This is a genomic window from Nocardia sp. NPDC056100 (genome assembly GCF_042266325.1).
Taxonomy (GTDB): Bacteria; Actinomycetota; Actinomycetes; order Mycobacteriales; family Mycobacteriaceae; genus Nocardia.
Genome location: NZ_JBHJVY010000006.1, coordinates 170,821 through 193,313, shown reverse-complemented (window position 1 = coordinate 193,313; position 22,493 = coordinate 170,821). Strand labels below are relative to the sequence as shown.

Here is a 22,493-nt window from a genome sequence, read left to right as displayed (position 1 = left end):
TCGCTGGGCCGCAGCGGTTTGCGACGGTAACGTGCGCCCATGGCAGCCAAGAACAATTATCTCGACCACGTGGTGGCACAGCAGGCGGCGCTGGAAGAGGATCTGCGGTCGGGGCCCGCGCGCGCCGAATCCGCGGGCGCTCCGGCTCGCGGGGCATTGGGGAAACGCGCGGGGCGGATCGGGCCCGCGCGTGAGACGCCCGCGCAGGGCCCGGTGGATGTGCGCATCACCGGGTTCTGGCGGTGGCAGACGGTGCTGGTGCCGCCCAACGCGTTCGTGGTGCACACCCGGCGCGGGCGGGCCGAACCGCTGCATATCGGGGTGGGGGTGTCGTTCCGGTTCGATCCGTCCACCGACTCGTATCTGGTGGTGCCGGGCGCGATTCAGACGATCCTGATCAACGCCTACTGCATCTGCAAGGAATTGCAGGGTGTGCTGGTGCAGGGGTATGTGCAGTGGATCATCGACGATTTCGCCACCGCGTATCGCAAACTCGACTTCTCCGATGCCGAGGATCCGATGCGACTGGTGAATGTGCAATTGCGGGAGCAGGCCGAGGCCGCCATCAAGGACAAGGTGTCCACCATGGCGGTGCGTGATGTGCTCAGCGATAAACAACCCATCATCGAAGAACTCACCGCACGCCTGCGCACCGTCGCCGAGGGTAGTGGCGGGGAGAGCCGCAATGATCGCGGGCTCGGGCTGAATATCGTGACCGTGCAGATCAAAGAGGCGGTGGTGTCCTCGAACACGCTGTGGGAGAACCTGCAACGGCCGTACCGCAGTGAACAGGATCGGGTGGCGCGACTGGCCGAACTCGAAGCCCAGCAGTCGGTGTCCGAACGGCAGGTCGCGGTCGCGCGCACCACCGAGGAACGACGCATCGAGAACGAACGCGAACTGGCCGAACTACGTGCCCGCAATGAGGCCGCGCGATTCGATCGCGAAGCGGTGGAAGCGTTGCGGCGCACCAACCGTGAACACGATGACGAACGCGCGGTCGCCGAACTCGCCCAGGAGACCGCATTGCAGGCACTGCGCCTCGAACGCGAACGCCATGCCGAACAGGTGGAGAACACGCGCCTGCACCACGAACTCGCGCGCCAACAGCTCGAGGCGGAACTGGCACTGGCGCAAGCCCGTACGCGCGCCGCGCACGAGGAACAACTCCTGGTCCTCGAACGCGACAAGGTCGGCATCGACAATGCCAACGGTCGCAGCGCGACCAATATTCAAGCCCAGCTGGTGCAGTCACTCCCCGCGATCGTGTCCCGCATGCCCGCGCCCGCCGAGCTCAAATCAGTGCAGATCGGCGGGGACACCACCGGATTGACCGGCATCATCGCCCAGCTCACCGAAATCGTGGACGCGGTACGGCAGTCACCGAAGGGCTGACGTCACCGGACTGCCCGGTCCGGCATTCGCGGCGAACATGATGCGGCACAGCCCTGTCGGCGCACACTCGAGCACAGTCAACACTCGGGCGGAGCCAATGTCGTACTCGAAGTCGTGTCGTTCGTCGTGACATCAGTCGTGTGGGGTGCGGGTCATCCGTGGTGACGGCGGTAGGCGGCCGCCGCACCCGGATGCAGCGGCACCGTGCCCGTACCGATCAGGGATCGTGCGTCCAGGAACTGGGTACCCGCGGCTTCGGCGGGAACCAGTGAATCGGCGTGCGCGAGCAGCACTTCGGTGAGCGCCCGCGCGGTCGAGTCCGCCAGGGCGGGCGCGGCCACCAGCAGATTCGCCACCCCGATGGTGTGCACGGCGGGCGAGCCGGGATAGGTGCCCGCCGGAATCAGCACCGGGTCGTACAGGTATCCGAACCGTTCGCGCATCGGCTCGGTCAGCGACCCCAGATCCAGCAGTCGCACCCCGGGCTCGGCCAGCGCCGGCGTGGGCACCCCACCCGCCCACAGCAGTGCGTCGATGCGCCCCTGCCGCAATGCCGTGACCGCCTCGGCGAGCGGCAGATGCGTCGCGGTCACCTCGGCCGGGCTCAAACCGGCCGCCGACAATAACTTCTCCCCGGTATGAGCGGCCCCGGACCCGGTGGCCCCCACATTGATTCGCGCACCCCGCATATCGCCCGGGCTTCGAATCGGCCCGTCCGCGGCCACCGCCACCTGAAGATAGTTCTCGTACACGCGCCCGATCGCGGGCGGCGGATCAGCGCTGTCGGCCACCGAATCGGCCAGCACCAACCCCACCTCTGCTCCCCCACGCGCCAGCAACTCCAAATTGTCGACCGACCCGGCGGTGCTCACCACCTCGATCCGTACTCCGGACCCCGCCGCGGTCCGTGAAAGCAGCTGCGCGAAGGCGTAATAGAACCCACCCGACTCCCCCGCCGCCATGCGCACGGTTGTCTCATCGCTCGCGCATCCCCCGAGCGTGCCCGACAGTACGGTCCCGGCCGTGAGCGCACCCGCGCCGCGCAGGAATCCGCGTCGCCCGATCATCGCTGACCGCCAGCGAAAGATGCTGTGGGAGAGTGGAATACCGCATCAAGCGATGCGGCGGCCCGGCGTGTGCGTTCGGACGGAATTCGCGACCCTCGCCCGGCGGCGCTCGTGCGCGATCGCGGTGCGGTCATCGCGGCGTCCCCACGGGCAGGCGCACGATGACCGACAGGCCGTGCGGTCGCACCGGGCGCAGCGTCAGTGTGCCGTGGCGCGACGTTGTCAGTGCGGCCGCGATCGGCAGTCCCAAGCCGGATCCGCCGATCCCGTCCGCGGATGAGCCTCGGTAGAACCGGGTGGTCAGTTCGGCGAGTTCGGCGGTGGGCACACCGACACCGTCATCGGTGACGGTGACGATCACCCATCCGGGTTCGGTGCTCACGCCCAGGTAGGTGGTCGAGCCCGGGCCCGCGTATCGGCAGGAATTGCTCAGCGCCACATCGAGAATCTGCGCCAGCACATCCGCCGAGACCGCGATTTCGGTGGCGTGGTGCGTCGAAGCGGGCCACGCGAACAGGTCGCCTCGCGGGGTGCTCTCACCCTGCCCGCCGTCGCTGTGAGATGTGGAGTCTGCCGAGACGGCCTCGTTCGGGCTGGTCGCGGCCGCAGTGGTGTCCGGTGCCGTCGACTCGGTCACCGCCACGGGCATGCTGTCCGACGGGGCTCGCACCAGGGTCTGCGTGGAGTGTTCGAATGCGGTCTGCCAGGCGTCGATGCGGTCGTCGATGACAGTGTCGGGGTCACAGTGGTCGGTGGTCGGGGCTCGGGTGGGGTCGAAATCGGTGCCCTCGGCGACCGCGAGATCGAGCAGGCCGTCCAGCAGTGCGGTGAGGCGCTCTACCTCGCGGGTCGCGCCGTGCAAGGTGGGCAGTGCTGTCTCCGAGACGCCGGGTTCGAGGGAGTCCAGGCGAATGGTCAACGCGGCCAGCGGGTTTCGCATGGCGTGGGCGGTGTCATCGACCAGGCGGCGCTGGGCTCGGGCCGAATCGCGGACCGCCAGGGCCATGGTGTCGAAGGATTCGGCGACCGCGCGGAGTTCGGGTGGGCCGCCGTGATGGCGGGTGACGGGGGTGGCGGTGCGCGGTTTGGGCAGGGTGGCGGTGAGTTCGGCGACCGATCCGGAGAGTCCGGCCAGCGGGCGCAGGACCCAGCGCGAGAGCATCAGGGCCAGGGCCGTGAACAGGGCCATGGCCGCCAGACCGCCGACGGCGACGATTCCCCAGACGCGGGTGATATCGGTGCGGGCGGTGGCAGTGGAGGCCTCGATCAGGACCGCACCGTCCACATGGGTGTCGCTGCCCACGGGGCGGGCGATGAGCAGGCCGGTGTTCGACCACGGGGTCAGGCGTTGCACGGTGGCGGTGCGCTGATTGCGGCGCGCGGCGCTCAACGCCGTCGCGACGACCGGATCCTGCTGGTTCACACCGGCATTCACGATCGGGGTGCCGCGCCCGTCGATCACCAGCACCGGTTCGCCGTACAGGTCGTGATAGCGATCCACCTCCATGGTCAGGGCGCGATTGTCGCCGGTGGCGGCGGCGGTTACCGCGAGCGCGGCCAGGCGGTCCGCGTCACCGGTGCGGCCCAGGATCAATTCCTGGGTGCGGCTGGTGGCCGCGGTCAGGCACAGCGGGATCGCGAACGCGAGCACCGCGACGGTGGCGAACACCGTCAACGCGATCAGCAGGCGGCGGCGCATGACCTACTCACCCCAGCGGTAGCCGTAGCCGCGGATGGTGGTGATCAGGCCGGGCCGATCGAGTTTGGCGCGCAATCCGGTCATATGCACATCGAGCGAACGTGAGACCGCCACGAACGCGTCACCCCAGATGCGATCCATCAACTGCTGGCGGCTCACCGCCGCACCGGGCCGCTCCACCAGCGCTTCCACCAATTCGAACTCCTTGGGCGTCAACCCGATATCGACGCCCGCGACCTCGACCCGCCGCGCACCCAGATCCACCCGCACATCCCCGGATTCGACCGTGCGCCGCGGTGGTGCGGTCACCGCACCGGCACGGCGGGTCACATTCTCGATGCGCGCCAGCAATTCGGAAATGCGCGCCGGTTTGACCACGTAATCGTCCGCGCCGCCGCGTAATCCGCGCACGATGGAACGTTCGTCATTACGGGCGGTCAGAATCACCACCGGCACCGCACTCACTTCCCGCAATTGCCGCAGCACCGTGAGCCCGTCCGCATCGGGCAGACCCAAATCCAGAATGATCGCGTCATATCCGCGATGCGCGATCAGCAGATCCGCACCCCGGCGCATCCGGGTCGCCTGCAATCCGCGCGCGGTGAACGCCTCCACCAGGGCGTCACCGACCCCGTCGTCATCTTCGACTACCGCAAGGCGCATGGACCGGATTCTTTCAGTGCTGCGGGACCGCGACCGGCACGGGGTTCGGCACCGCCGGGCTGTCCTCGGCATCGATGGTCGAGGCCGCGGAGGTTTCCCGCATGAAGAAATAGGTGATCAGCGAGATGAGCACGCACGCCGACACGTACCAGAAGTACAGCGACTCATGCCCGGCCTTCTTCAATGCCAGCGCGATCATTTCCGCCGTGCCACCGAAAATCGCGACCGTGAGCGCGTACGGCAATCCGACCCCGAGTGCGCGAATACGCGTCGGGAACAGTTCGGCTTTGACGATCGCGTTGATCGAGGTGTAGCCGGTGATGATGACCAGCGCGGACAGCATCAACGCGAACGCGGCGAACGGATTGCGGGTATCGCCCAGCAGTGTCATCAACGGCACCGTGCCCAGCGTCCCCAGCACACCGAAGGTGATGAGCAGTTTGCGCCGGCCGATGCGATCCGAGAGCGCGCCCGCGATCGGCTGCAACACCACGAACACCAGCAGCGCCGCGAAATTGATCCACGCCGCGGTCGGCTTGGAGATACCCGAGGTGTTGACCATGTATTTCTGCATATAGGTGGTGTACGTGTAGAACGCGACCGTGCCACCCAGGGTCAACCCCACCACCAGCAGGCATTCGCGCGGATACTGCAACAGCACCCGCAGCGACCCGCGATTCGATTTGGCTTGCGGCGCAGCCGATTCGGCACGGAACGATTCGGATTCGTCCATACCGCGGCGCAGCAGCATCACCACGATCGCACCGAACGCGCCGATCAGGAATGGGATACGCCAGCCCCACGAATACATTTGCGCCGAGGACAGGAACTGCAACAGCACCAACTGCACACCGAGTGCGGTCAACTGCCCGGCCACCAGCGTCACGTATTGGAAGCTCGAATAGAACCCGCGTTTGCCCGCCGAGGCGACCTCGGACAGATAGGTGGCGCTGGTGGCGTACTCACCGCCGACCGACAATCCCTGCAACAGTCGCGCCAGCAGCAGAATGACCGGTGCGGCCAATCCGATCGTCGCGTACGAGGGGGTCGCGGCGATGATCAGCGAACCCGCCGCCATCACCGTCACCGACAGGGTCAGCGCCGCGCGCCGCCCGAACCGATCCGCGTACCGGCCCAGCGCCCAGCCGCCTATCGGGCGCATGAGGAATCCGACCGCGAACACCGCGGCGGTGGACAGCAATTGCGCGGTCGGATCCCCGTCGGGGAAGAACGATTTCGCGAAATACACGCTGAACGCCGCATAGACATACCAGTCGTACCATTCGACCAGATTGCCGATCGAGCCGCGCAGCACATTGGCCACGACCCGCCGCTCCCCGCCGGGTTTGATGTCGGTCACCGGATACTCCTTCTCTGGGAGCCTCATCGCATCCCGCACCCACTGTGGCCCGCGACACACGCCCGCAGAAGCCATGACGGGGTTTCCTAACCGTCCCTTAGGACGATCACCACCCGGCGGCGATGCGCGCAAACCTCCTGCGCGCCCCACGGTCACCCTCTACTGTCTGAGAGAGCAGGCTGGTGAGTGGATCGAGAAGTGTTATGGCAGAAATGATTACGGCCCCGGCGGCATTCCAGGCGACCGCGGCCATCGACCCCGACGCCATCGCGGTGCGCTCGATCGGCGGGGAGCAGTCGCTGACCTGGGGTGAATACGCCGCACAGGTGCGCGCGGTCGCCGGGGGTCTGGCCGCACTCGGGGTCGGGCGCGGGGACACCGTGGCCCTGATGATGGCCAACCGGGTCGAGTTCTATCCCCTGGAAGTGGGCGCGCAGCACGCGGGCGCGACCTCGTTCTCGGTGTACAACACCCTCACCGCGCAACAGTTGAACTATGTGTTCACCAATGCCGGGAATCGGATCGTCATCTGCGAAGCCCAATACGTGGACCGCATCCGGGCCTCGGGGGTGCCGATCGAAACGATCGTGTGCGTGGATCGTGCGGTGCCCGGCACGCTGTCGGTGGCGCAACTGACCTCGCTCGCGCGTTCGGACTTCGATTTCGACGCCACCTGGCAGGCCGTCACCGGCGAGGACATCGTGACCCTGTGCTACACCTCGGGCACCACCGGCAACCCCAAAGGCGTCGAGATATCGCACGCCAACCTGAGTTTCGAATGCCAGGCGTACGCCTCGGTGATGCCCGTGGAATTCGGGGACCGCATCACCTCGTATCTGCCGAGCGCGCATATGGCCGATCGGGTGACGGGGCTGTATCTGCACGAATACTTCGGCAGTCAGATCACCGCGGTGCCCGATCGCGCGCTCCTGGGTGCCGCGCTGGTCGATGTGCGGCCCACCATTTGGGGCGCGGTGCCGCGCGTGTGGGAAAAGCTCAAGGCGGGAGTGGAATTCGCGGTCGCAGGGGAAACCGATCCCGCGCGCAAGGCCGCGCTGGCGTGGGCACTCGAGGTCGCCGACCGCAAAGCCCAGGCGCAATTGGCGGGCGTACCGCTCGATGACGTGCAAGCCGCCGAATGGGCCAAGGCCGATGAACTGGTGCTGTCGGCCTTGCGCGCCAAACTCGGCCTGGATCAACTCAAATGGGCGCTCTCGGGGGCCGCGCCGATTCCGGCGGAAACACTCGGCTTCTTCTTCGGGCTCGGCATCCCCATCTCCGAAGTGTGGGGCATGTCCGAGCTGACGTGTGTGGCAAGCGTCAGCCCGCCCACCCAAGCCCGTCTGGGCACCGTGGGCAAACTGCTGCCCGGACTCGAATCCAAAATCGCCGAGGACGGCGAATTCCTGGTCCGCGGACCCCTGGTCATGCGCGAATACCGCAGCGAGCCCGGCAAAACCGCCGACGCTCTACAGGACGGCTGGCTCGCCACCGGCGATATCGTCACCCAGGACGCGGACGGTTATCTGCGCGTGGTGGACCGTAAGAAGGAACTCATCATCAATTCCGGCGGCAAGAATATGTCCCCGGCCAATATCGAGAACACCATCAAAGCTGCCACCCCGCTCATCGGAGCCCTGGCCACCATCGGCGATCGGCGGCCCTACAACACCGCACTCATCGTCCTGGACGCCGAATCCGCCGAACCGTATGCGGCACAGCACAATCTGACCGATGCGTCGGCGGTGTCACTGGCCGCGCATCCGGAGGTGATCGCCGAGATCGCACGCGGAGTCGCGGCCGGGAACACGCATCTGTCCCGCGTGGAGCAGATCAAACGGTTCGTGATCCTGCCCGTGTTCTGGGAGCCCGGCGGCGACGAGATCACCCTGACCATGAAACTGCGCCGCAACCCGATCGCGGACAAATACGCCGCCGATATCGAGCGCATGTACGCGCCCGAACGCGACGCCGACGTCCACGAACCGAGCACCGAACAGGCCTCCGCGCCCGCGTAGGAGGCATTCCCGCAGGTGAAGCACCCGTCTTCGGGCGGGTGCCACACACCACACTCGTAACAGAGCGCTTGCTCTGTTATGTTTCGACTATGCCCCGCCCCCGCACCCACGACCCCGGCACGGTCCTCGATGCCGCCGAAGCACTGGCCGCCGACGGCGGGGCCGCCGCGGTCACCATTCGCGCCGTCGCCACCGCCACCGGGGTATCGAACGGGGCCATTTACCACACCTTCGGGTCGCGCTCGGAACTGTTGGGGCGCACCTGGATTCGCGCCGCCCGACGCTTCGGAGCCGTCCAGCTCGAACTCATCGACGCCCACGACGGCGGCGGAGTCGAGGCCGTGGTGGCCGCCGCGGACGCGCCCGCGGTGTTCGCGCAACGCTTTCCCGAATCCTCCCGCCTGCTGCTGACCGTGCGGCGCGGGGATCTGCTCGGCGATGACCTGCCCGCCGAGGTCGCCGATGAGCTCGGCGGACTCGAACGCTCCCTCATCGAATTGATGAAACGCCTGGCCCTGGACCTGTGGGGCCGCAAGGACGGGCGCGCCGTCGACGCCATCACCACCTGCCTGGTCGATCTGCCCACCGCCATCCTGCTGCGCCGCGACCGGCTCGCCGACCCCACCGCCCGCGAACATCTGCGCGCCGCCGTGCGCGCGGTCCTCGCGGTCGGACCCGCACCCCGAACCACACCGTCACACTCCGATCCGAAGGAACCCTCATGAGCATCACCCTCACCCACCGCGACAAGATCGCCGTCCTGGACCTCGGCGGCGATGAGAACCGCTTCACCCCCGAACGCCTCGACCAGATCAACGCCGCCCTGGACACCGTGCTGACCGATGGCTCGCACGCGCTCATCACCACCGGCGGCGGCAAGTTCTACTCCAACGGCCTGGACCTGGAATGGCTCTCGGCCAATGGCGACCGCGCGGATTGGTATGTGGCACAGGTGCAGGCACTGCTCGCCCGCATGCTCACCTTCCCGCTGCCCACCGCCGCCGCACTGCCCGGACACGCCTTCGGCGCGGGAGCCATGCTCGCCATCGCCCACGACTTCCGCCTCATGCGCGCCGACCGCGGCTACTTCTGCTTCCCCGAAGCCGATATCCGCATCCCGTTCACCAAGGGCATGGCAGCGCTCATCCAAGGCAAGCTCACCCCGCGTTCGGCCATCGCGTCCATGACCACCGGGCGGCGTTTTCCCGCGCCCGAGGCCGTGGAATACGAACTCATCGACGCCACCGCACCCGAGGCCGAAGTCCTCGACGCGGCGGTGGCCGTGCTCGCCCCACTCGGGGCCAAGGATCAGAGCACGCTCGGAGCGATCAAGAGCGTCATGTTCGCCGGGGCGGTCACCGCGCTGACCAACCCCTAACCGCACCCTGCACGGCCCGGTGCGGTTCCGCTGCGGTCCGGCGCATCAGGTGCGAATAACGCCGCGCGGCAACAGGATTCATCACGCGTGAGCGTCGACCATCCAGCACGCGGAGGTATAGCGCACCTGATCGCCGTCCACGAACGGCTCGAACGCCGCCCGCACCACCTCGATCACCTCGGCGCGAGTGGAGTCATCGGCCTCGGGCAGCACCTGACCCACCGGGCCGAACTGGGTGAAATACCCGACCAGTGACTCCTCGGGCATCGCGCACCGCACATCGGCCGGACGCACCGAGATATCGGCCCACCCGCTCTTGTCGAGCACCCCGCGCACGAACTCCGGATCGGCGAACCCGAACTGGCCCGGCTGATTCGCCACGCGCGGCGGCAGATTCGGCAGCAGCGGGGCGGCCGCGCGCTCGGCGGTCGTCATGAACGGATTGTCCTGGGTACCGCGCCACGCCAGGAACCGCAGTGCGCCGCCCTCTCGGGTAGCCGAGCGCAAATTCGTGAACGCGGCCACCGGATCGGGGAAGAACATCACCCCGAACCGGGACAGGATCAGATCGAACGACGCCGGTTCGAAATCGTGAGTCTGGGCATCGGCGAGCAGAAAGTCCACGCGCGCACCCGAATCCACCCCGCGCGCCGTCGCCGCGGCGATCATCGGCTCGGAGATATCGACCCCCGTACAACTACCGGACGCACCCATACGTTGCGCCGCCGCGATGGTGGTCGCACCCGCCCCGCACCCCACATCGAGTATCCGCGCCCCCGATCCGGCGACCACCGGCTGCACCAGCAACTCCTCGAGCGGTTTCATCACCTGATCCAGCAGCTCCTGCCACTGCACCCACGCGTGCCCGGACGGGCCGTTCCAGCGGGTGCTCTGCTCATCGGCCTGCGGTGCGCTCGCCATGGGGGATCTCCTTTACTCACCGGGATCTGCGGTACAGACTTCACTGTGTCAGTTCAAGTCGACTAGAGGTCAAGCCATGAACCCCAGCACCGGCGTGGATCTCGATATCGGTGAGGTCGTCACCCGCTCGGGCATACCCGCCTCGACCCTGCGCTACTACGAGGAACGCAACCTCATCACCTCCACCGGCCGGCGCGGACAACGCCGCATGTTCGCGCCCAGCGTGCTGCGCCAACTGGCCCTCATCGGCATGGGACGCGCCGCCGGATTCAGCCTCGACGAAATCGGGCGCATGTTCACCCCCGACGGCGACCCGCACCTCGATCGCGCCATGCTCGCGGCCAAAGCCGATGAACTCGACCGCACCATCGCACGCCTGACCACTCTGAGTGAGAGCCTGCGCCACGCCGCGGACTGCTCCGCGCCCACCCATATGCAATGCCCCACCTTCCAGCAGCTGCTCGAAGCGGCCCTCGCCGATCCGGCACGGCCGCAACCGCATCGGATCGGACGGGCACTGCCGGTATGAGGTTCGGGCCGTATGAGGTTCGGTGCGCGGACGGTTTAACAGCGGCCGACGGGGTTCAGCGGGACGTGGCGTGCAGATGTGGCAGCAGGTGTTCGGCCACCGCGACGGGTTGTTCGGCATGCAGGAAATGGCCCGCGTCCGGTATCTGAGCGGCATCGACCCCCGCACTGCGCGCCAACGCCAATTGCATCGGCGGGGACATACAGCCATCGCGCGCACCGGACAGGGCCAGCGTCGGAATCGGTGCGGGAGCCGCCATGAGCACGCGATGGAACCGGCGCGTGGGGGCGCGATGCACGGTGAACAGCGAACGGTAGTAGCGGGTCGCCGCGTGCGCGGTCGCCGGATCGGTGAAAACCGTTGCGGTGGGCGCGAACTCGGCCTCGGTGAAATCCCAGCCCGGTGACCAGCGCCGCCACAGCCGCCGCACGAACGCCGCGTCATGACGGGTCAGCAGGCGATGCGAGGCACCGGACTGCATTATCGGGATATAGGACGACATCACGGTTTGCCGGGGCAGCTGCCACGCCGCGGCCGGAGGGAACCCTGCGCCGAACGGCGGGATCGCCAGCTGAGTCAGGGAAAGCCATTGGCGGGGTTGGCGTTTGGACAGGACCATCGCCGCGAACGCACCCCAGTCATGACCCACCAGATGCGTCGGCGGGCCGCCCAGGGCACGATGCCAGGCCGCGATATCGTCCGCGACCGCCATCAGGTCATAGCGAGCATGACGGCGGGCCGACTCGGGGGTGTAGCCGCGCAGCCACGGGGTCAGCACCTGGAAACCGGAATCGACCAGCAGCGGGATCAACCCGTCCCAGCTGTGCGGGGAGTCCGGGAAACCGTGCAGCAGCATCACCAGCGGTGCGTCGGCCTCCCCGAACTGCCGTGCCGACAGCAATAAACCGTCCCGCCGCAACTCCAGCGCGGACTCACCGGTGTCAGCCGATGTCATAGGTACCTCTCTTCGAGCGCGGCCCCACCCGCGGTGACGGATGGGGCCGAAGGCGCGCGCCGCGACCCGGCGCGCGCACGCACCCGCCCGATCGGCGAGTGCGGTTGTGCCACAACATATTCCACCCCGGGCATGCCGAACGGTGAAATCGGCGGGAAAATCCCGCTCAGCGGCCCCGCCACACCGGTGCGCGCTTCTCCACGAATGCGCGCATGCCCTCACCGGCATCCTCGGACGAGAGCGCGGCCGCGGCGACCTGACCCTGGCGCGAGAACGCCTCGGCGGTGGACCAATCCGGGGCCTGATCGATGATCTGCTTACCGGCATCGATGCTCAGCGGGGCGTTCACCGCGATCCGCTCGGCCAACTCCAGCGCCGCGTCCAGGGCTTTCCCGGGCGCGGCGACCTGATTGATCAACCCCAGCTCGGCCGCCCGGGTCGCGGTGATCGGATCACCGGTCAAGGTCAACTCCATCGCGATCGCGCGCGGCAGGCGTTGCGACAGGCGCAGCACACCGCCGCCCACGGCCACCAGACCGCGCTTGACCTCCGGAATGCCGAATGTCGAATCCTGTGCCGCCACAATCAGATCCGCCGACAACGCCAGCTCGCATCCGCCCGCCAGCGCCGGACCCTCCACCGCCGCGATCAACGGTTTGCGCGGCGGCGTCGATACGATCCCGAGAATGCCGCGCTTCTCGGTCACCGGCACCTCACCGCGCGCGGCGGCCTTGAGATCCATTCCGGCACTGAAATATCCACCCGCACCGGTCAGAATCGCGATCCGCGCGTTCGGATCCGCCTCATAGGCGTCGATCGCCCGCTCGAGCCCCAGTGCGGTCGCCAGATCGATCGCATTGCGCACCCTGGGCCGATTGATCGTAATGATCATCACGTGCCCGCGCCGCTCGATCAACACCGGAGCCGGTGGCGCGGCGGGCAATTCGACCCGTTCGGTGCCATCGACCCGCACCAGATCCCCGGTCACCGTCACCGGCAACCCGAGCAGATCACCATCGACCGGGAACCCGGAACCGGCCTGCCCGGGGGTCACCGCGGCCTCGCCGGAATCGGTACCCGCACCGACAGCAACCGATTCGGCCGCACCGGCGGGAGTGTCCACTGCCGAGCCGGTGGTGGCTGTGCGGTCATCGGCCGCCGTCCCCTCGCCGCTCAGCGCGGTGAGAAGGGCGGAATCGGTGCTGCGCAACAGGACTCGATCACCCTCGGGGGTGAGCAGGCTCAGGATCGCGGCTTCGGGGTGGCCGTCGCGGTCATAGGGCAGGGTGTACGCCTCGACCACGGCGGGGCCGTCGTAACCGGTGCGGGCGCGGCGCTTGGGCGGATGCTCGATCACCGGGGTCAGATGCCGGTAGGCCGCCGCGGGCGGGGTCGCGGAGTAGACGCCGATCGCGTGTTTGGTCAGATACCAGCCCAAAGAGGTGGACAGGCCGAAGGATTCGGGTTCGGCGCGCAGCCGCTGCACCAGGGTCGCGACCGCGTGACCACCGTAGTTGTTGCCCGGACCGCCACCGAAGGTCAGCCCGCCCGTCACCGACAGCGGACGCTTGGCATCATCGGCGGGCAAACCCAGCTCGCGGGCGGCGATCTGCACCGCGACCGGGAAGCACGCGTACAGGTCGATATGGGCCAGATCCTCGGGGCGAATACCGGTGTGGTCGAACACCGCCGCGCCCAGCGCGCGAATGGCCGGGGAGGCGGCGAGTTCGGTGCGTTCGGAGACGAACCATTCATCGCTGCCCGACGCGCCCGCGTGCAGGAACACCCACTTGTCCTGTGGGATACCGGCGGCTTCGGCGGCCGCGGCACTGCACATGATGATGCCCGAGGCCATATCGACGGTCAGGTTCGCGCATTCGAGTTTGGTGTACGGCGCGGAGATCATGCGATTGGCTTCGGTGGCCGTGGCGATCTCGGCGGGGGTGAATTCCTGCGGCTGCCACGCGTTCGGATTGCCCGCCGCCACCGCCGACAGTCGCGACCACAGCTCGGCCACCGCCTGCGCGTGCTCGGCCGCAGTGCGGCCCAGGCGATGCCGGTTCGCCGATTCCAGCAGCGCGTACATATTGATCGGAGCCAGCAGTCCGGACTCGGTCTCGGGTGTGTTGTTCGCGGGCTTGTCGATACCGACCGTGCGCGTGGGATGCGCGGACGCGTCCTGCACCGGCCAATCCACTTCGATGCCCGCCCGCTGGGCCGCGGCCTGGGTGGCACCGGCTTCGGCTCCGGTCACCAGCACCACGTCGTAGTCGCCCGCCGCGATCGCCGCGGCCGCCTCGTTGAGCACCAGCTGTCCGCCGTCCCCGCCGAACGGGCTCGACTGCACCGTTTCCACCGTGCCCGCGCCCACCGCATCGGCGATCAGCGCACCCAGATCCCGGTACTGCCACGAGGTCGGGGACACCGAGTACACCGCGTCCGCGCGCGCCAGCAGTGCGTCCCCGGCACCGGCGTCGGTGGCCGCGGCGCGCAGCGCCCGTACCGCCAGCTCGGACGGATCGACATAGCCGGGGTCGGGGGTGCGATTCACGATCTGGCCCACACCCACCAGTACGGGTGTCGTCGGCGCGAGCACCGCACCGGACGCCTTGTGCCGCACGGCTTTCCGAGACGGACGGGACGCGGGCCCGGCGGCCGCGATCGCCGCGGGCAGTCCGGTGAGCGACTCGGCCAGTGCGTCACCGAGACTGCGCGCCACCGTCCCACCCAGGGGGCCTTCGATCGGCTGTCCGGCCAGTCCCGCATCCAGATACACCGTCGACCCGGCCCCGGCGGGCGTCACCGTAATCCACAATCCGAGGGTCAACCCCTGCGGTCCGGTACCCCGCAAGTGCAGGCCCGTCTCGTCGACCCCCGCCACGGTCCAGCGCAGATCGGCGGGAATGCCCATGAACTTGGCGACCTGCCCGTATTCCAGGCCCGCCTCGGCCTGTCCGGGGGCTTCACCGCGCCAGCCCGCATGGAAGGTGACCCACTCCGGAATCCGGTGCAGATCCACCAGATACGCCAGTGCCGTGGCCGCGTCGACATCCAGTCCCTGCTGGGCGTGCGCGGTCCGCACGAACTCGCTCAACCCCGCGGGTGGCGTGTGCTCCCCGAGATCCACCGGTTCCGGTGCCGCCTGTTGCCCGGTCAATCCCGCCACCAGATCGCGCACGATGCGCGGATCCCGGCGCACGGCCCCCAGCAGATCACCGCCCGCGCGCAGCTGTTTACGCACCGCACGGAATTTGTCGAACCCGGGCACCGAAGTCACCGTCGAACCTCCTCATTGAGGATGAGAGCATTAAAGCCTCACCGTATCGCCAACCGGCGCTGAGCGGGAGGGGTGCCCGGCCTCGGGAGCGCGGAAGCACCTTCCGGGCTCGTGGGCGGAAACGAGAATCGCCCACCGCCGCATGGGCCGTGGGCGATTCTCGATAGGGCGATTGCCGAAATGCGTGGCGATTGTCGTTGTCGCGCAGTGCGATCCGAACCCCGCCGGTATTTCCGCTACAGGCTGATGCCGAGCAACGCGTCCACCGCGGCCCGGATCGCGCCGGGGGCATCCGCGTCGGGGCCGCCGTAGTTCAGCGCCTGCTGCGCCCAGCTGTCCACCGCGGCAAGGGCTTTGGGGGTGTCCAGATCATCGGCGAGGTGCTGGCGCAGGCGCGCGATGGTGTCCGCGGCATCGGGGCCGGACGCCAGCGCGACCGCCGAGCGCCAGCGGTCCAGGCGCGAGAGTGCTTCGGCGAGCACCGCATCGGACCATTCGCGGTCCTGGCGGTAATGCCCGGAGAACAAGCCCAGCCGGATGGCGGCCGGATCGGTGCCCGAGCGGCGCAGCTTGGACACGAACACCAGATTGCCGCGCGATTTGGACATCTTCTCGCCATCGAGGCCGATCAAACCGGCGTGCACGTAGTGGCGGGCGAAACGACGACCCTTGACCAGCGCTTCGGCGTGCGCGGTGGAGTATTCGTGATGCGGGTAGATCAGATCGCTGCCGCCGCCCTGAATATCGAATTCGGTGCCGATGCGATTGAGCGCGATCGCCGCACACTCGATATGCCAGCCCGGGCGGCCCGCACCGAACGGGGCGGGCCAGGACGGTTCACCCTCGCGCTCGGCGCGCCACAGCAGCGCGTCGATGGGATCGCGCTTACCGGGGCGATCCGGATCGCCGCCGCGTTCGGCGAACAGCTTCTCCATGGTGGCCCGGTCATAGCCGGATTCGTAGCCGAACTGATCGGTGGCATCGTGCCGGAAGTAGATATCCGGGTACTGCGCGTCATCGACCACATACGCCGCACCCGAGGCGAGCAGCTTGTCGACGAGTTCGACGACCTCCTGCACCGATTCGATCGCACCGATGTAGTGCGCGGGCGGCACCACGCGCAGCGCTTCCATATCCTCGCGGAACAGGTTGATCTCACGGGTGCCCAGATCACGCCAGTCGATACCGTCGCGCGCGGCCCGCTCGAACAGCGGATCATCCACATCGGTGACGTTCTGCACGTAGTGCACCTCATGTCCGGCATCGCGCCAGAGCCGGTTGACCAGATCGAAGGTCAGGTAGGTGGCGGCGTGCCCGAGGTGGGTGGCGTCATAGGGGGTGATCCCGCAGACGTACATGGTGGCGGTGGGGCCGGGGGTGACCGGGCGCACCTGCCGATCGGCGGTGTCGAACAAACGTAACGCCGGTCCGGATCCGGGGACGGTCGGGACAGCGGTATCGGACCAGGACTGCATGAATCGAGGTTAACTGTGTGACGGGCGTCCAACCCGCGCGCCCCCGCTCACCGGTACCCGCACCCCCGCGGTGATGCACCGCTCGACCTGCACTTTAATTACGTCCGCGCACCCGTCAATGGTTGAAATCATGATGCAGGCAACGTTTTTCGCGTTGCAACGGACTCGGCGTGATCAGAATGCGGGCCAGGGGATGGGTCGCTGGCTCGACGGCAGCGGCAGCACCGGATGCTCGAGCAACTCCCGTGCGCGGGCCTCGAGGGCCTCGATTTCGGTGTCGGTGATCAGCTCGGCGAGCCGGGCACCCAGCTCGCCCGGCAGCGCTTTGACCAAAACCGTGATGTCGGTGAGCAATTCGTCCTCGATCGGCTCACCGGCCCAGCCCCACAGCACCGTGCGCAGTTTGGGTTCGGCATTGAGGCAGATGCCGTGATCGACCCCGTACACCCGGCCATCGATCCCGGCCAGCACATGCCCGCCCTTGCGATCGGCATTGTTGATCAGCACATCGAGCACCGCCATGCGTAGTAGCCGCGGGTCTGCCGCATGCACCAGCGATACCGGATGCCCGGAGGGATCCAGCGCCCGCAGCACCTCCCGGAACCCGTCCGGAATCTGCCCCACGGGCACCAGATCCACCAGATCCGGGCCCTCGTCGACGATATCGATCCAGCGCTGCACCATGCCGATCCCGTACGGGCCCTCACGCAGCACCGTTTCGGGAATCACGCCCCAGCCCAACGCCTCCGACACCGCGTACGAGGCGACCTCGCGCTGAGCGAGGGTGCCGTCGGGGAAGTCCCACAGCGGTCGTTCCCCGCGCACCGGTTTGTACACCACGCGCAGCACCTGGTGCTCGTCCTGCTCGGCCTCGCACACCAGCGTCACATTGCTGGCGGTGGTGACCTGCCCGATCACCGTCAGCTCGGCGGTGCGCAGCGGGTCGTTCGACACGTCAATCCTCTTCTGGCTCGCTGGTGGCGCCGAAGATCTCGCCGCGCTTGTACCCGTTGGTGCGCACACACATATGCCCGGTCGGGGACAACGGTTCCTGACACAGCGGACACGGCGGGCGGCCCGCCGCGATCACCCGCGTGGAGCGCAACGCGAATTCGCGCGCCTGCACCGGGGTCAGGAATACCCGCACCGCGTCCGGGCCTTCCTCGGTGTCATCGAGCACCACCGATTCGTCGACCTCGGTCTCGGTGATCGCCAATAGCTCCACCACCACCGCGTTCGCGTCCGCGTCCCAGCCCAAACCCATGGTGCCGACCCGGAATTCGGCTTCTATCGGGGTCGCCAGCGGTGCGATATCGGCCACATCGGCCGGTTGCGGGGGCACCGGGGTGCCGAAGCGGCGCGCCACCTCGTCCAGTAGCAGCCCCATCCGATCGGCCAGCACTTTCACCTGCTGCTTCTCCAGCAGCACGCTGACCACGCGCGGCTCCTGCACGGCCTGCAGGTAGAAGGCGCGGTCACCCGGCTCGCCGACGGTGCCGGCGATGAATCGATCGGGGGTGCGGAAAATATGGATTGCTCGGCCCATGGCACCTCCTCCAAAGCTCACTCACCACTAAGAATCGGGGCGCTCCGCTACCCCATTATCCGTACTACCGGTATTGCCCGTTTCACCGCCGGGCACCGGTCCCGATCTGGATTCGCCGCCGGTTTGCGGCGAAATCGCCGCCAAGGCGGACAGATCCGAGCCGGTGTCATTGAGCCGCCACACGTACGGGGCGGTCGGACTGTAGCGGATCACACTGATCGAGGCCGGTTCGACCACGATGCGCTGGAAACCGTCCAGGTGAATTCCGAACGCGTCCGCCAGCAGCGACTTGATCACATCCCCATGGGTGCACGCCACCCACAACACATCGCCGCCGTGTTTCTCTCCCAGAATCCGGTCGTGTTCGCGCACAGCGGAAACCGCGCGGAACTGAACCTGCGCCAAACCCTCACCCGAGGGGAACACCGCGCCCGAGGCGTGCCGCTGCACCACCTTCCACAGCGGCTCGTTCACCAGCTCGCTCAACGGCCGCCCGGTCCAGTCGCCGTAATCCACTTCCAGCAGGCGCTCATCGGGTTCGGCCTCGATCCCGAGCTTGTCCGCCAGCGGGGCGACGGTGCGCTGACAGCGCAGCAGCGGTGAGGTCACGATGTGCTCGATGGGCAGCGACCCCAGTCGCTGTGCGACCGTATGCGCCTGCTCGCGCCCGCGGTCGGTGAGATCGACGCCGGCGCTGCGGCCGGCCAGGGTGCGGGCAGTGTTCGACGTGGAGACGCCGTGCCGCAACAGGATCACCGTCACCGGGACAGCCTACGTGCTACGTCGCGCTGACGACGCCGGTCGCCAGCAGCGCCATCACCGTCAGGCCCAGGATGATGCGGTAGCCGACGAACCAATCCAGGGAGTGTTTGGTCACGAACCGCAGCAGCCACGCCACCGAGGCGTAGCCGACCAGGAAGGAGATGACCGTGGCGACCAGGATCTGCATGCCCGAGGCGTTGAGGCCCTCACCGGCGGGTTCGAAGGCGTCCGGCAGTGAGAACAAGCCCGAGGCCAGCACCGCGGGAATCGCGAGCAGGAATGAGAAGCGCACGGCGGCTTCACGAGTCAGGCCGATGAACAGACCCGCCGAGGACGTCGCACCCGAGCGCGACACGCCCGGAATGAGCGCCAGGCATTGCGCGAAGCCCATGATCAGGCCGTCGCGGGTGGTGAGCTGTTCGATCGGGCGGCGCTTCTCGCCGTAGTACTCCGCGGCGGCGATCACCAGTGCGAACAGGATGAGCATGGTCGAGACCAGCCACAGATTCCTTGCGCCGGTACGGATTTGGTCCTTGAGCAGAAATCCGATCACACCGATCGGGATGGTGGCGATGATCACATACCAGCCGATGCGGTAGTCCAGATCGCGCTGCGAATCCGGATCCAGCACATACCCGCCGGGTACATCGTCGCGATAGACCGGCAGCACGGTGGTGGGCTGATCGTGCAGCGGCACCCGCGCGGGCTCACGTCCGGTGATCTTCCACGAGATGGTGGTGAACCAGGCCACCAGGATTCGCCAGATGTCCTTGGCGAAATACACCAGCACCGCGGCCTCGGTGCCCAGCTGGGTGACCGCGGTGAAGGAGGCGCCCGCGTCATCGCCGAAGAAGACCGCCGACACGATGCGCATGTGCGCCGAGGACGAAATCGGCAGAAACTCCGTCAAGCCCTGCACCAGACCCAATATCAGGGCCTGCACCCACGTCATCGACTCGCCCACGCACATCCTCCAGTCCCGAATCGTCGGCTGCCGGTGGACAATTCGCCCACGCGCGACGGATTCGCCGCGAATACCGCCGGTGACCCTACAGGGCGCGGGACAACACCTGTCAGCGGAAGCACCCAACCGGGCGCGGAACCATCGCACGGGGTCCGGACCGTCACCGCGCGTGCACCGGAACCGCGGTGCTCACCACGCGCGCCAGCACACCGCGAACACGCAAACATGGTGGTCCAGAGGGGGATTGCGCGATCGGACGCGGTGACCGCGCGACATCGCGGCCGAATCGATACCCGCACGGCCCGGCGAGGCATAGCGGGGCGGACGGGACATGTGCGCTTAGGCTGACGCGTGTGACGAAAGTGCATGCGCGGTGATGGAACAGCGGACGGTGGGGCGCAGCGGGCTCCGAGTTTCCCGGCTCGGACTGGCCACCCACACCTGGGGCCGGGAGACCGACGCCGAGGACGCGGCAGCGCAATTGGCCGCCTTCGCCGAAGCGGGCGGCACCCTGGTGGACACCTCCCCCGCGTACTGCGACGGTGCCGCGCAACGCATCCTGGGACCCCTGATCGCCGAGATCGGACGCGAGGATCTGGTGTTGAGCGTGTGCTCGGGACAGCGTGCGGTGCATACCGATCCGGCCGCCGGACCCGCCACCATCCGCTGGAGCGTGGACGCCTCGCGCCGCACCATGATGCGCCAACTCGATCAGACCCTGCGCGTGCTGGGCACCGATCACCTGGACCTGTGGACCGTGGCCGCCTGGGATCCGCACACACCCCTGGAAGAGGTCGCGGGCACCCTCGAATACGCCGTCCGCACCGGACGCGTGCGCTACGCCGGTGTGCGCGGCTATGACGGCTGGCAGCTGGCCACCCTGGCCGCGGCCGCGCCGCTGACCGCCGCGCAAACCCCGTACTCGCTGCTCGCGCGCGGTGTGGAACACGAATTCGTCCCCGCCGCACAGCATCACGGCCTCGGCATCATCGCCACCGCGCCACTGGCCGGAGGCATCCTGACCGGCAAATACCGCGACGGCGTGCCCGCGGATTCGCGCGGCGCGGACGAGGCCACCGCCGCGGAGATCAACGCCAGCCTCGACGATCGCGCGGTGCGCGTGGTCGATGCGGTGGTGACCGCCGCGGACGGGCTGGGCACCTCGCCATTGGCGGTGGCGCTGGCGTGGATTCGTGATCAGCCCGGTGTGGCGAGCATGGTCGTCGGCGCCCGCGATATCGGCCAGCTCACCGGTGTGCTCGCCGCCGAGACCCTGGAGCTGCCGCGCGCCATCACCGCCGCACTCGGCGACGTCAGTGCGCGCACCGAATGAGCGCTGGAAATGAGCGATGGCTAGCCTTACCTGCATGAGGTGTCTCGCGAATGCCCGATCAGCGGTCCTGATGCGCACCGTCGCCGCCGTGCTCGGTGCCGGTCTGCTCATCGGCGCCACCGCCTGCACCAGCACATCGAACACACCGGCGGCCGGTCAACAGGGACCGGCCACCGCGACCGTCGGTGATGCCAACCCGGTGCCGATCGGCCCCGAACCCACCCCGACCCTGCCGGTCACCGTGCACAGCTACGACGGCGGCGAGGTGACCGTCACCGACTCCAGCCGCATCATCGCCGTCGACCGTTCGGGCACGTTCGCGCAGACCGTGTACGCGCTCGGCATGGGCTCGAAACTGGTGGGCCGCTCCACCTCCGCGGACTTCCCCGCCGTCAAGGACGTCGCCAACGTCGCGGGCGGTTCGGGCTCGATGAACGTGGAAGCCATTGCCGCACTGCGGCCTTCGGTGCTGCTCACCGACAGCACCAGCGCCACCCCGGTCATGCGCGATCAGCTCAAGGCGCTGGGTATCACCACGGTGTACCTGGATCCGCAGCGCACCATCGACGGCGTCGGCCCGCAGATCCAGGCCGTGGCCGACGCGCTCGGTGTCCCCGAGGCCGGGCGCAAGCTCGCCCAGCGCACCAAGGACGAGATCGCCGCGGCCACCGCGACCGTCCCCGCGCAGGATCCGAAACTGCGCATCGCGTTCCTGTACCTGCGCAGCACCGCCATCACCATGATCGCCGGACCCGGTTCGGGAGCGGACTCGCTCATCGCATCCCTGGGCGCGACCGACGCGGGCACCGCCTCGGGCATCAAGGAACCCTTCATCCCGATCACCAGCGAAGCCCTCATCGCCGCCGCCCCCGACGTGCTCATCGTCATGACCGACGGCCTGGCCTCGGTCGGCGGGATCGACGGCCTGGCCAAGGTCCCCGGCATCGCCCAAACCCCCGCCGGAAAGAACAAGCGCGTGGTCGACATGTCCGACGCGGTCGTCCTGAGCTTCGGCCCCAACACCGGCCGCGTCGTCGCCGCCCTGGTCAAGGCCGTCTACGGCGAAAAGACGGCATGACCAACCCCGCTCACCCCGACGCACAGGACAGAACCGTGCCCCCGGCGCACTCCCCCGACCCCTCGAATGAGGA

General features: G+C 68.0%; 19 protein-coding genes. 7 read left to right on the top strand and 12 right to left on the bottom strand.

Annotation, left to right across the window (positions count from 1 at the left end):
- The first annotated feature begins 39 nt into the window (after positions 1–39).
- Positions 40–1,395 carry an SPFH domain-containing protein gene (locus ACFC0O_RS39995; RefSeq protein ID WP_375967383.1) on the top strand — a complete coding sequence of 452 codons (1,356 nt, stop codon included), beginning with the start codon at positions 40–42 and terminating at the stop codon, positions 1,393–1,395.
- Positions 1,396–1,547: 152 nt separating this feature from the next.
- Here ACFC0O_RS39995 and ACFC0O_RS39990 read toward each other — a convergent pair whose 3' ends face one another.
- From ACFC0O_RS39990 to ACFC0O_RS39975, 4 genes are all read right to left on the bottom strand, one after another.
- The gene (locus ACFC0O_RS39990) at positions 1,548–2,462 is read right to left on the bottom strand and encodes a TAXI family TRAP transporter solute-binding subunit (protein WP_375967381.1); all 915 of its coding nucleotides are present in this window, start codon (positions 2,460–2,462) and stop codon (positions 1,548–1,550) included.
- Between the two features lie 130 nt (positions 2,463–2,592).
- Positions 2,593–4,161, bottom strand: coding sequence for an ATP-binding protein (locus ACFC0O_RS39985; protein ID WP_375967380.1), 1,569 nt, complete (start codon positions 4,159–4,161; stop codon positions 2,593–2,595).
- Positions 4,162–4,164: 3 nt separating this feature from the next.
- On the bottom strand, positions 4,165–4,824 hold the full coding sequence (locus ACFC0O_RS39980) for a response regulator transcription factor (RefSeq protein WP_375967378.1): 660 nt from the start codon (positions 4,822–4,824) through the stop codon (positions 4,165–4,167).
- 13 nt (positions 4,825–4,837) lie between these two features.
- Entirely contained in the window at positions 4,838–6,184 is a 1,347-nt protein-coding gene (locus tag ACFC0O_RS39975) for an MFS transporter (protein ID WP_375967376.1), read from the bottom strand.
- A gap of 203 nt (positions 6,185–6,387) precedes the next feature.
- Here ACFC0O_RS39975 and fadD11 point away from each other — a divergent pair, with 203 nt between their 5' ends.
- The 3 genes from fadD11 to ACFC0O_RS39960 all read left to right on the top strand — a co-directional run bounded on the left by fadD11 (position 6,388) and on the right by ACFC0O_RS39960 (position 9,580).
- Positions 6,388–8,202 carry a fatty acid--CoA ligase FadD11 gene (gene fadD11 / locus ACFC0O_RS39970; RefSeq protein WP_375967374.1) on the top strand — a complete coding sequence of 605 codons (1,815 nt, stop codon included), beginning with the start codon at positions 6,388–6,390 and terminating at the stop codon, positions 8,200–8,202.
- A gap of 89 nt (positions 8,203–8,291) precedes the next feature.
- On the top strand, positions 8,292–8,927 hold the full coding sequence (locus ACFC0O_RS39965; RefSeq protein WP_375967373.1) for a TetR/AcrR family transcriptional regulator: 636 nt from the start codon (positions 8,292–8,294) through the stop codon (positions 8,925–8,927).
- The gene (locus ACFC0O_RS39960; RefSeq protein WP_375967371.1) at positions 8,924–9,580 is read left to right on the top strand and encodes an enoyl-CoA hydratase-related protein; all 657 of its coding nucleotides are present in this window, start codon (positions 8,924–8,926) and stop codon (positions 9,578–9,580) included. Before ACFC0O_RS39965 ends, ACFC0O_RS39960 begins: the two co-directional genes overlap by 4 nt.
- 81 nt (positions 9,581–9,661) lie before the next feature.
- Here ACFC0O_RS39960 and ACFC0O_RS39955 read toward each other — a convergent pair whose 3' ends face one another.
- The gene (locus ACFC0O_RS39955; RefSeq protein WP_375967369.1) at positions 9,662–10,501 is read right to left on the bottom strand and encodes a class I SAM-dependent methyltransferase; all 840 of its coding nucleotides are present in this window, start codon (positions 10,499–10,501) and stop codon (positions 9,662–9,664) included.
- Between the two features lie 76 nt (positions 10,502–10,577).
- Between ACFC0O_RS39955 and ACFC0O_RS39950 the strand changes: the two genes are divergently transcribed.
- Positions 10,578–11,030, top strand: a complete 453-nt coding sequence (locus tag ACFC0O_RS39950; RefSeq protein ID WP_375967368.1) for a helix-turn-helix domain-containing protein — start codon at positions 10,578–10,580, stop codon at positions 11,028–11,030.
- A 55-nt stretch (positions 11,031–11,085) separates the two neighbouring features.
- Here ACFC0O_RS39950 and ACFC0O_RS39945 read toward each other — a convergent pair whose 3' ends face one another.
- The 7 genes from ACFC0O_RS39945 to ACFC0O_RS39915 all read right to left on the bottom strand — a co-directional run bounded on the left by ACFC0O_RS39945 (position 11,086) and on the right by ACFC0O_RS39915 (position 19,997).
- The gene (locus ACFC0O_RS39945) at positions 11,086–11,985 is read right to left on the bottom strand and encodes an alpha/beta fold hydrolase (protein ID WP_375967367.1); all 900 of its coding nucleotides are present in this window, start codon (positions 11,983–11,985) and stop codon (positions 11,086–11,088) included.
- A gap of 166 nt (positions 11,986–12,151) precedes the next feature.
- Positions 12,152–15,262, bottom strand: a complete 3,111-nt coding sequence (locus ACFC0O_RS39940; RefSeq protein WP_375967366.1) for a crotonase/enoyl-CoA hydratase family protein — start codon at positions 15,260–15,262, stop codon at positions 12,152–12,154.
- 236 nt (positions 15,263–15,498) lie between these two features.
- The gene (gene mshC / locus ACFC0O_RS39935) at positions 15,499–16,737 is read right to left on the bottom strand and encodes a cysteine--1-D-myo-inosityl 2-amino-2-deoxy-alpha-D-glucopyranoside ligase (RefSeq protein WP_375967364.1); all 1,239 of its coding nucleotides are present in this window, start codon (positions 16,735–16,737) and stop codon (positions 15,499–15,501) included.
- Between the two features lie 174 nt (positions 16,738–16,911).
- Positions 16,912–17,691: an SCO1664 family protein gene (locus tag ACFC0O_RS39930; protein WP_375967362.1), complete on the bottom strand. Its 780-nt coding sequence runs from the start codon at positions 17,689–17,691 to the stop codon at positions 16,912–16,914.
- 1 nt (position 17,692) lies between these two features.
- Positions 17,693–18,283, bottom strand: a complete 591-nt coding sequence (locus ACFC0O_RS39925) for a DUF3090 domain-containing protein (protein WP_364634192.1) — start codon at positions 18,281–18,283, stop codon at positions 17,693–17,695.
- Positions 18,284–18,310: 27 nt separating this feature from the next.
- Positions 18,311–19,045 carry a histidine phosphatase family protein gene (locus ACFC0O_RS39920; RefSeq protein WP_375967360.1) on the bottom strand — a complete coding sequence of 245 codons (735 nt, stop codon included), beginning with the start codon at positions 19,043–19,045 and terminating at the stop codon, positions 18,311–18,313.
- Positions 19,046–19,061: 16 nt separating this feature from the next.
- Positions 19,062–19,997 (bottom strand): undecaprenyl-diphosphate phosphatase, encoded by a 936-nt coding sequence (locus tag ACFC0O_RS39915; RefSeq protein ID WP_375967358.1) that lies wholly within the window; start codon positions 19,995–19,997, stop codon positions 19,062–19,064.
- Between the two features lie 388 nt (positions 19,998–20,385).
- Between ACFC0O_RS39915 and ACFC0O_RS39910 the strand changes: the two genes are divergently transcribed.
- Together ACFC0O_RS39910 and ACFC0O_RS39905 are read left to right on the top strand one after the other, a co-directional pair.
- Entirely contained in the window at positions 20,386–21,342 is a 957-nt protein-coding gene (locus ACFC0O_RS39910) for an aldo/keto reductase (RefSeq protein WP_375967357.1), read from the top strand.
- Positions 21,343–21,376: 34 nt separating this feature from the next.
- Positions 21,377–22,420 carry a hemin ABC transporter substrate-binding protein gene (locus tag ACFC0O_RS39905; RefSeq protein ID WP_375967355.1) on the top strand — a complete coding sequence of 348 codons (1,044 nt, stop codon included), beginning with the start codon at positions 21,377–21,379 and terminating at the stop codon, positions 22,418–22,420.
- The last annotated feature ends 73 nt before the right edge of the window (positions 22,421–22,493 follow it).

What these genes read in the sequence shown, in the direction of transcription:
- ACFC0O_RS39995 (WP_375967383.1), top strand. Translation starts at nt 40, where the DNA reads ATGGCAGCCAAGAACAATTATCTCGACCACGTGGTGGCACAGCAGGCG.
- ACFC0O_RS39990 (WP_375967381.1), bottom strand. Translation starts at nt 2,462, where the DNA reads ATGATCGGGCGACGCGGATTCCTGCGCGGCGCGGGTGCGCTCACGGCC.
- ACFC0O_RS39985 (WP_375967380.1), bottom strand. Translation starts at nt 4,161, where the DNA reads ATGCGCCGCCGCCTGCTGATCGCGTTGACGGTGTTCGCCACCGTCGCG.
- ACFC0O_RS39980 (WP_375967378.1), bottom strand. Translation starts at nt 4,824, where the DNA reads ATGCGCCTTGCGGTAGTCGAAGATGACGACGGGGTCGGTGACGCCCTG.
- fadD11 (WP_375967374.1), top strand. Translation starts at nt 6,388, where the DNA reads ATGGCAGAAATGATTACGGCCCCGGCGGCATTCCAGGCGACCGCGGCC.
- ACFC0O_RS39965 (WP_375967373.1), top strand. Translation starts at nt 8,292, where the DNA reads ATGCCCCGCCCCCGCACCCACGACCCCGGCACGGTCCTCGATGCCGCC.
- ACFC0O_RS39960 (WP_375967371.1), top strand. Translation starts at nt 8,924, where the DNA reads ATGAGCATCACCCTCACCCACCGCGACAAGATCGCCGTCCTGGACCTC.
- ACFC0O_RS39955 (WP_375967369.1), bottom strand. Translation starts at nt 10,501, where the DNA reads ATGGCGAGCGCACCGCAGGCCGATGAGCAGAGCACCCGCTGGAACGGC.
- ACFC0O_RS39950 (WP_375967368.1), top strand. Translation starts at nt 10,578, where the DNA reads ATGAACCCCAGCACCGGCGTGGATCTCGATATCGGTGAGGTCGTCACC.
- ACFC0O_RS39945 (WP_375967367.1), bottom strand. Translation starts at nt 11,985, where the DNA reads ATGACATCGGCTGACACCGGTGAGTCCGCGCTGGAGTTGCGGCGGGAC.
- mshC (WP_375967364.1), bottom strand. Translation starts at nt 16,737, where the DNA reads ATGCAGTCCTGGTCCGATACCGCTGTCCCGACCGTCCCCGGATCCGGA.
- ACFC0O_RS39925 (WP_364634192.1), bottom strand. Translation starts at nt 18,283, where the DNA reads ATGGGCCGAGCAATCCATATTTTCCGCACCCCCGATCGATTCATCGCC.
- ACFC0O_RS39915 (WP_375967358.1), bottom strand. Translation starts at nt 19,997, where the DNA reads ATGACGTGGGTGCAGGCCCTGATATTGGGTCTGGTGCAGGGCTTGACG.
- ACFC0O_RS39910 (WP_375967357.1), top strand. Translation starts at nt 20,386, where the DNA reads ATGGAACAGCGGACGGTGGGGCGCAGCGGGCTCCGAGTTTCCCGGCTC.
- ACFC0O_RS39905 (WP_375967355.1), top strand. Translation starts at nt 21,377, where the DNA reads ATGAGGTGTCTCGCGAATGCCCGATCAGCGGTCCTGATGCGCACCGTC.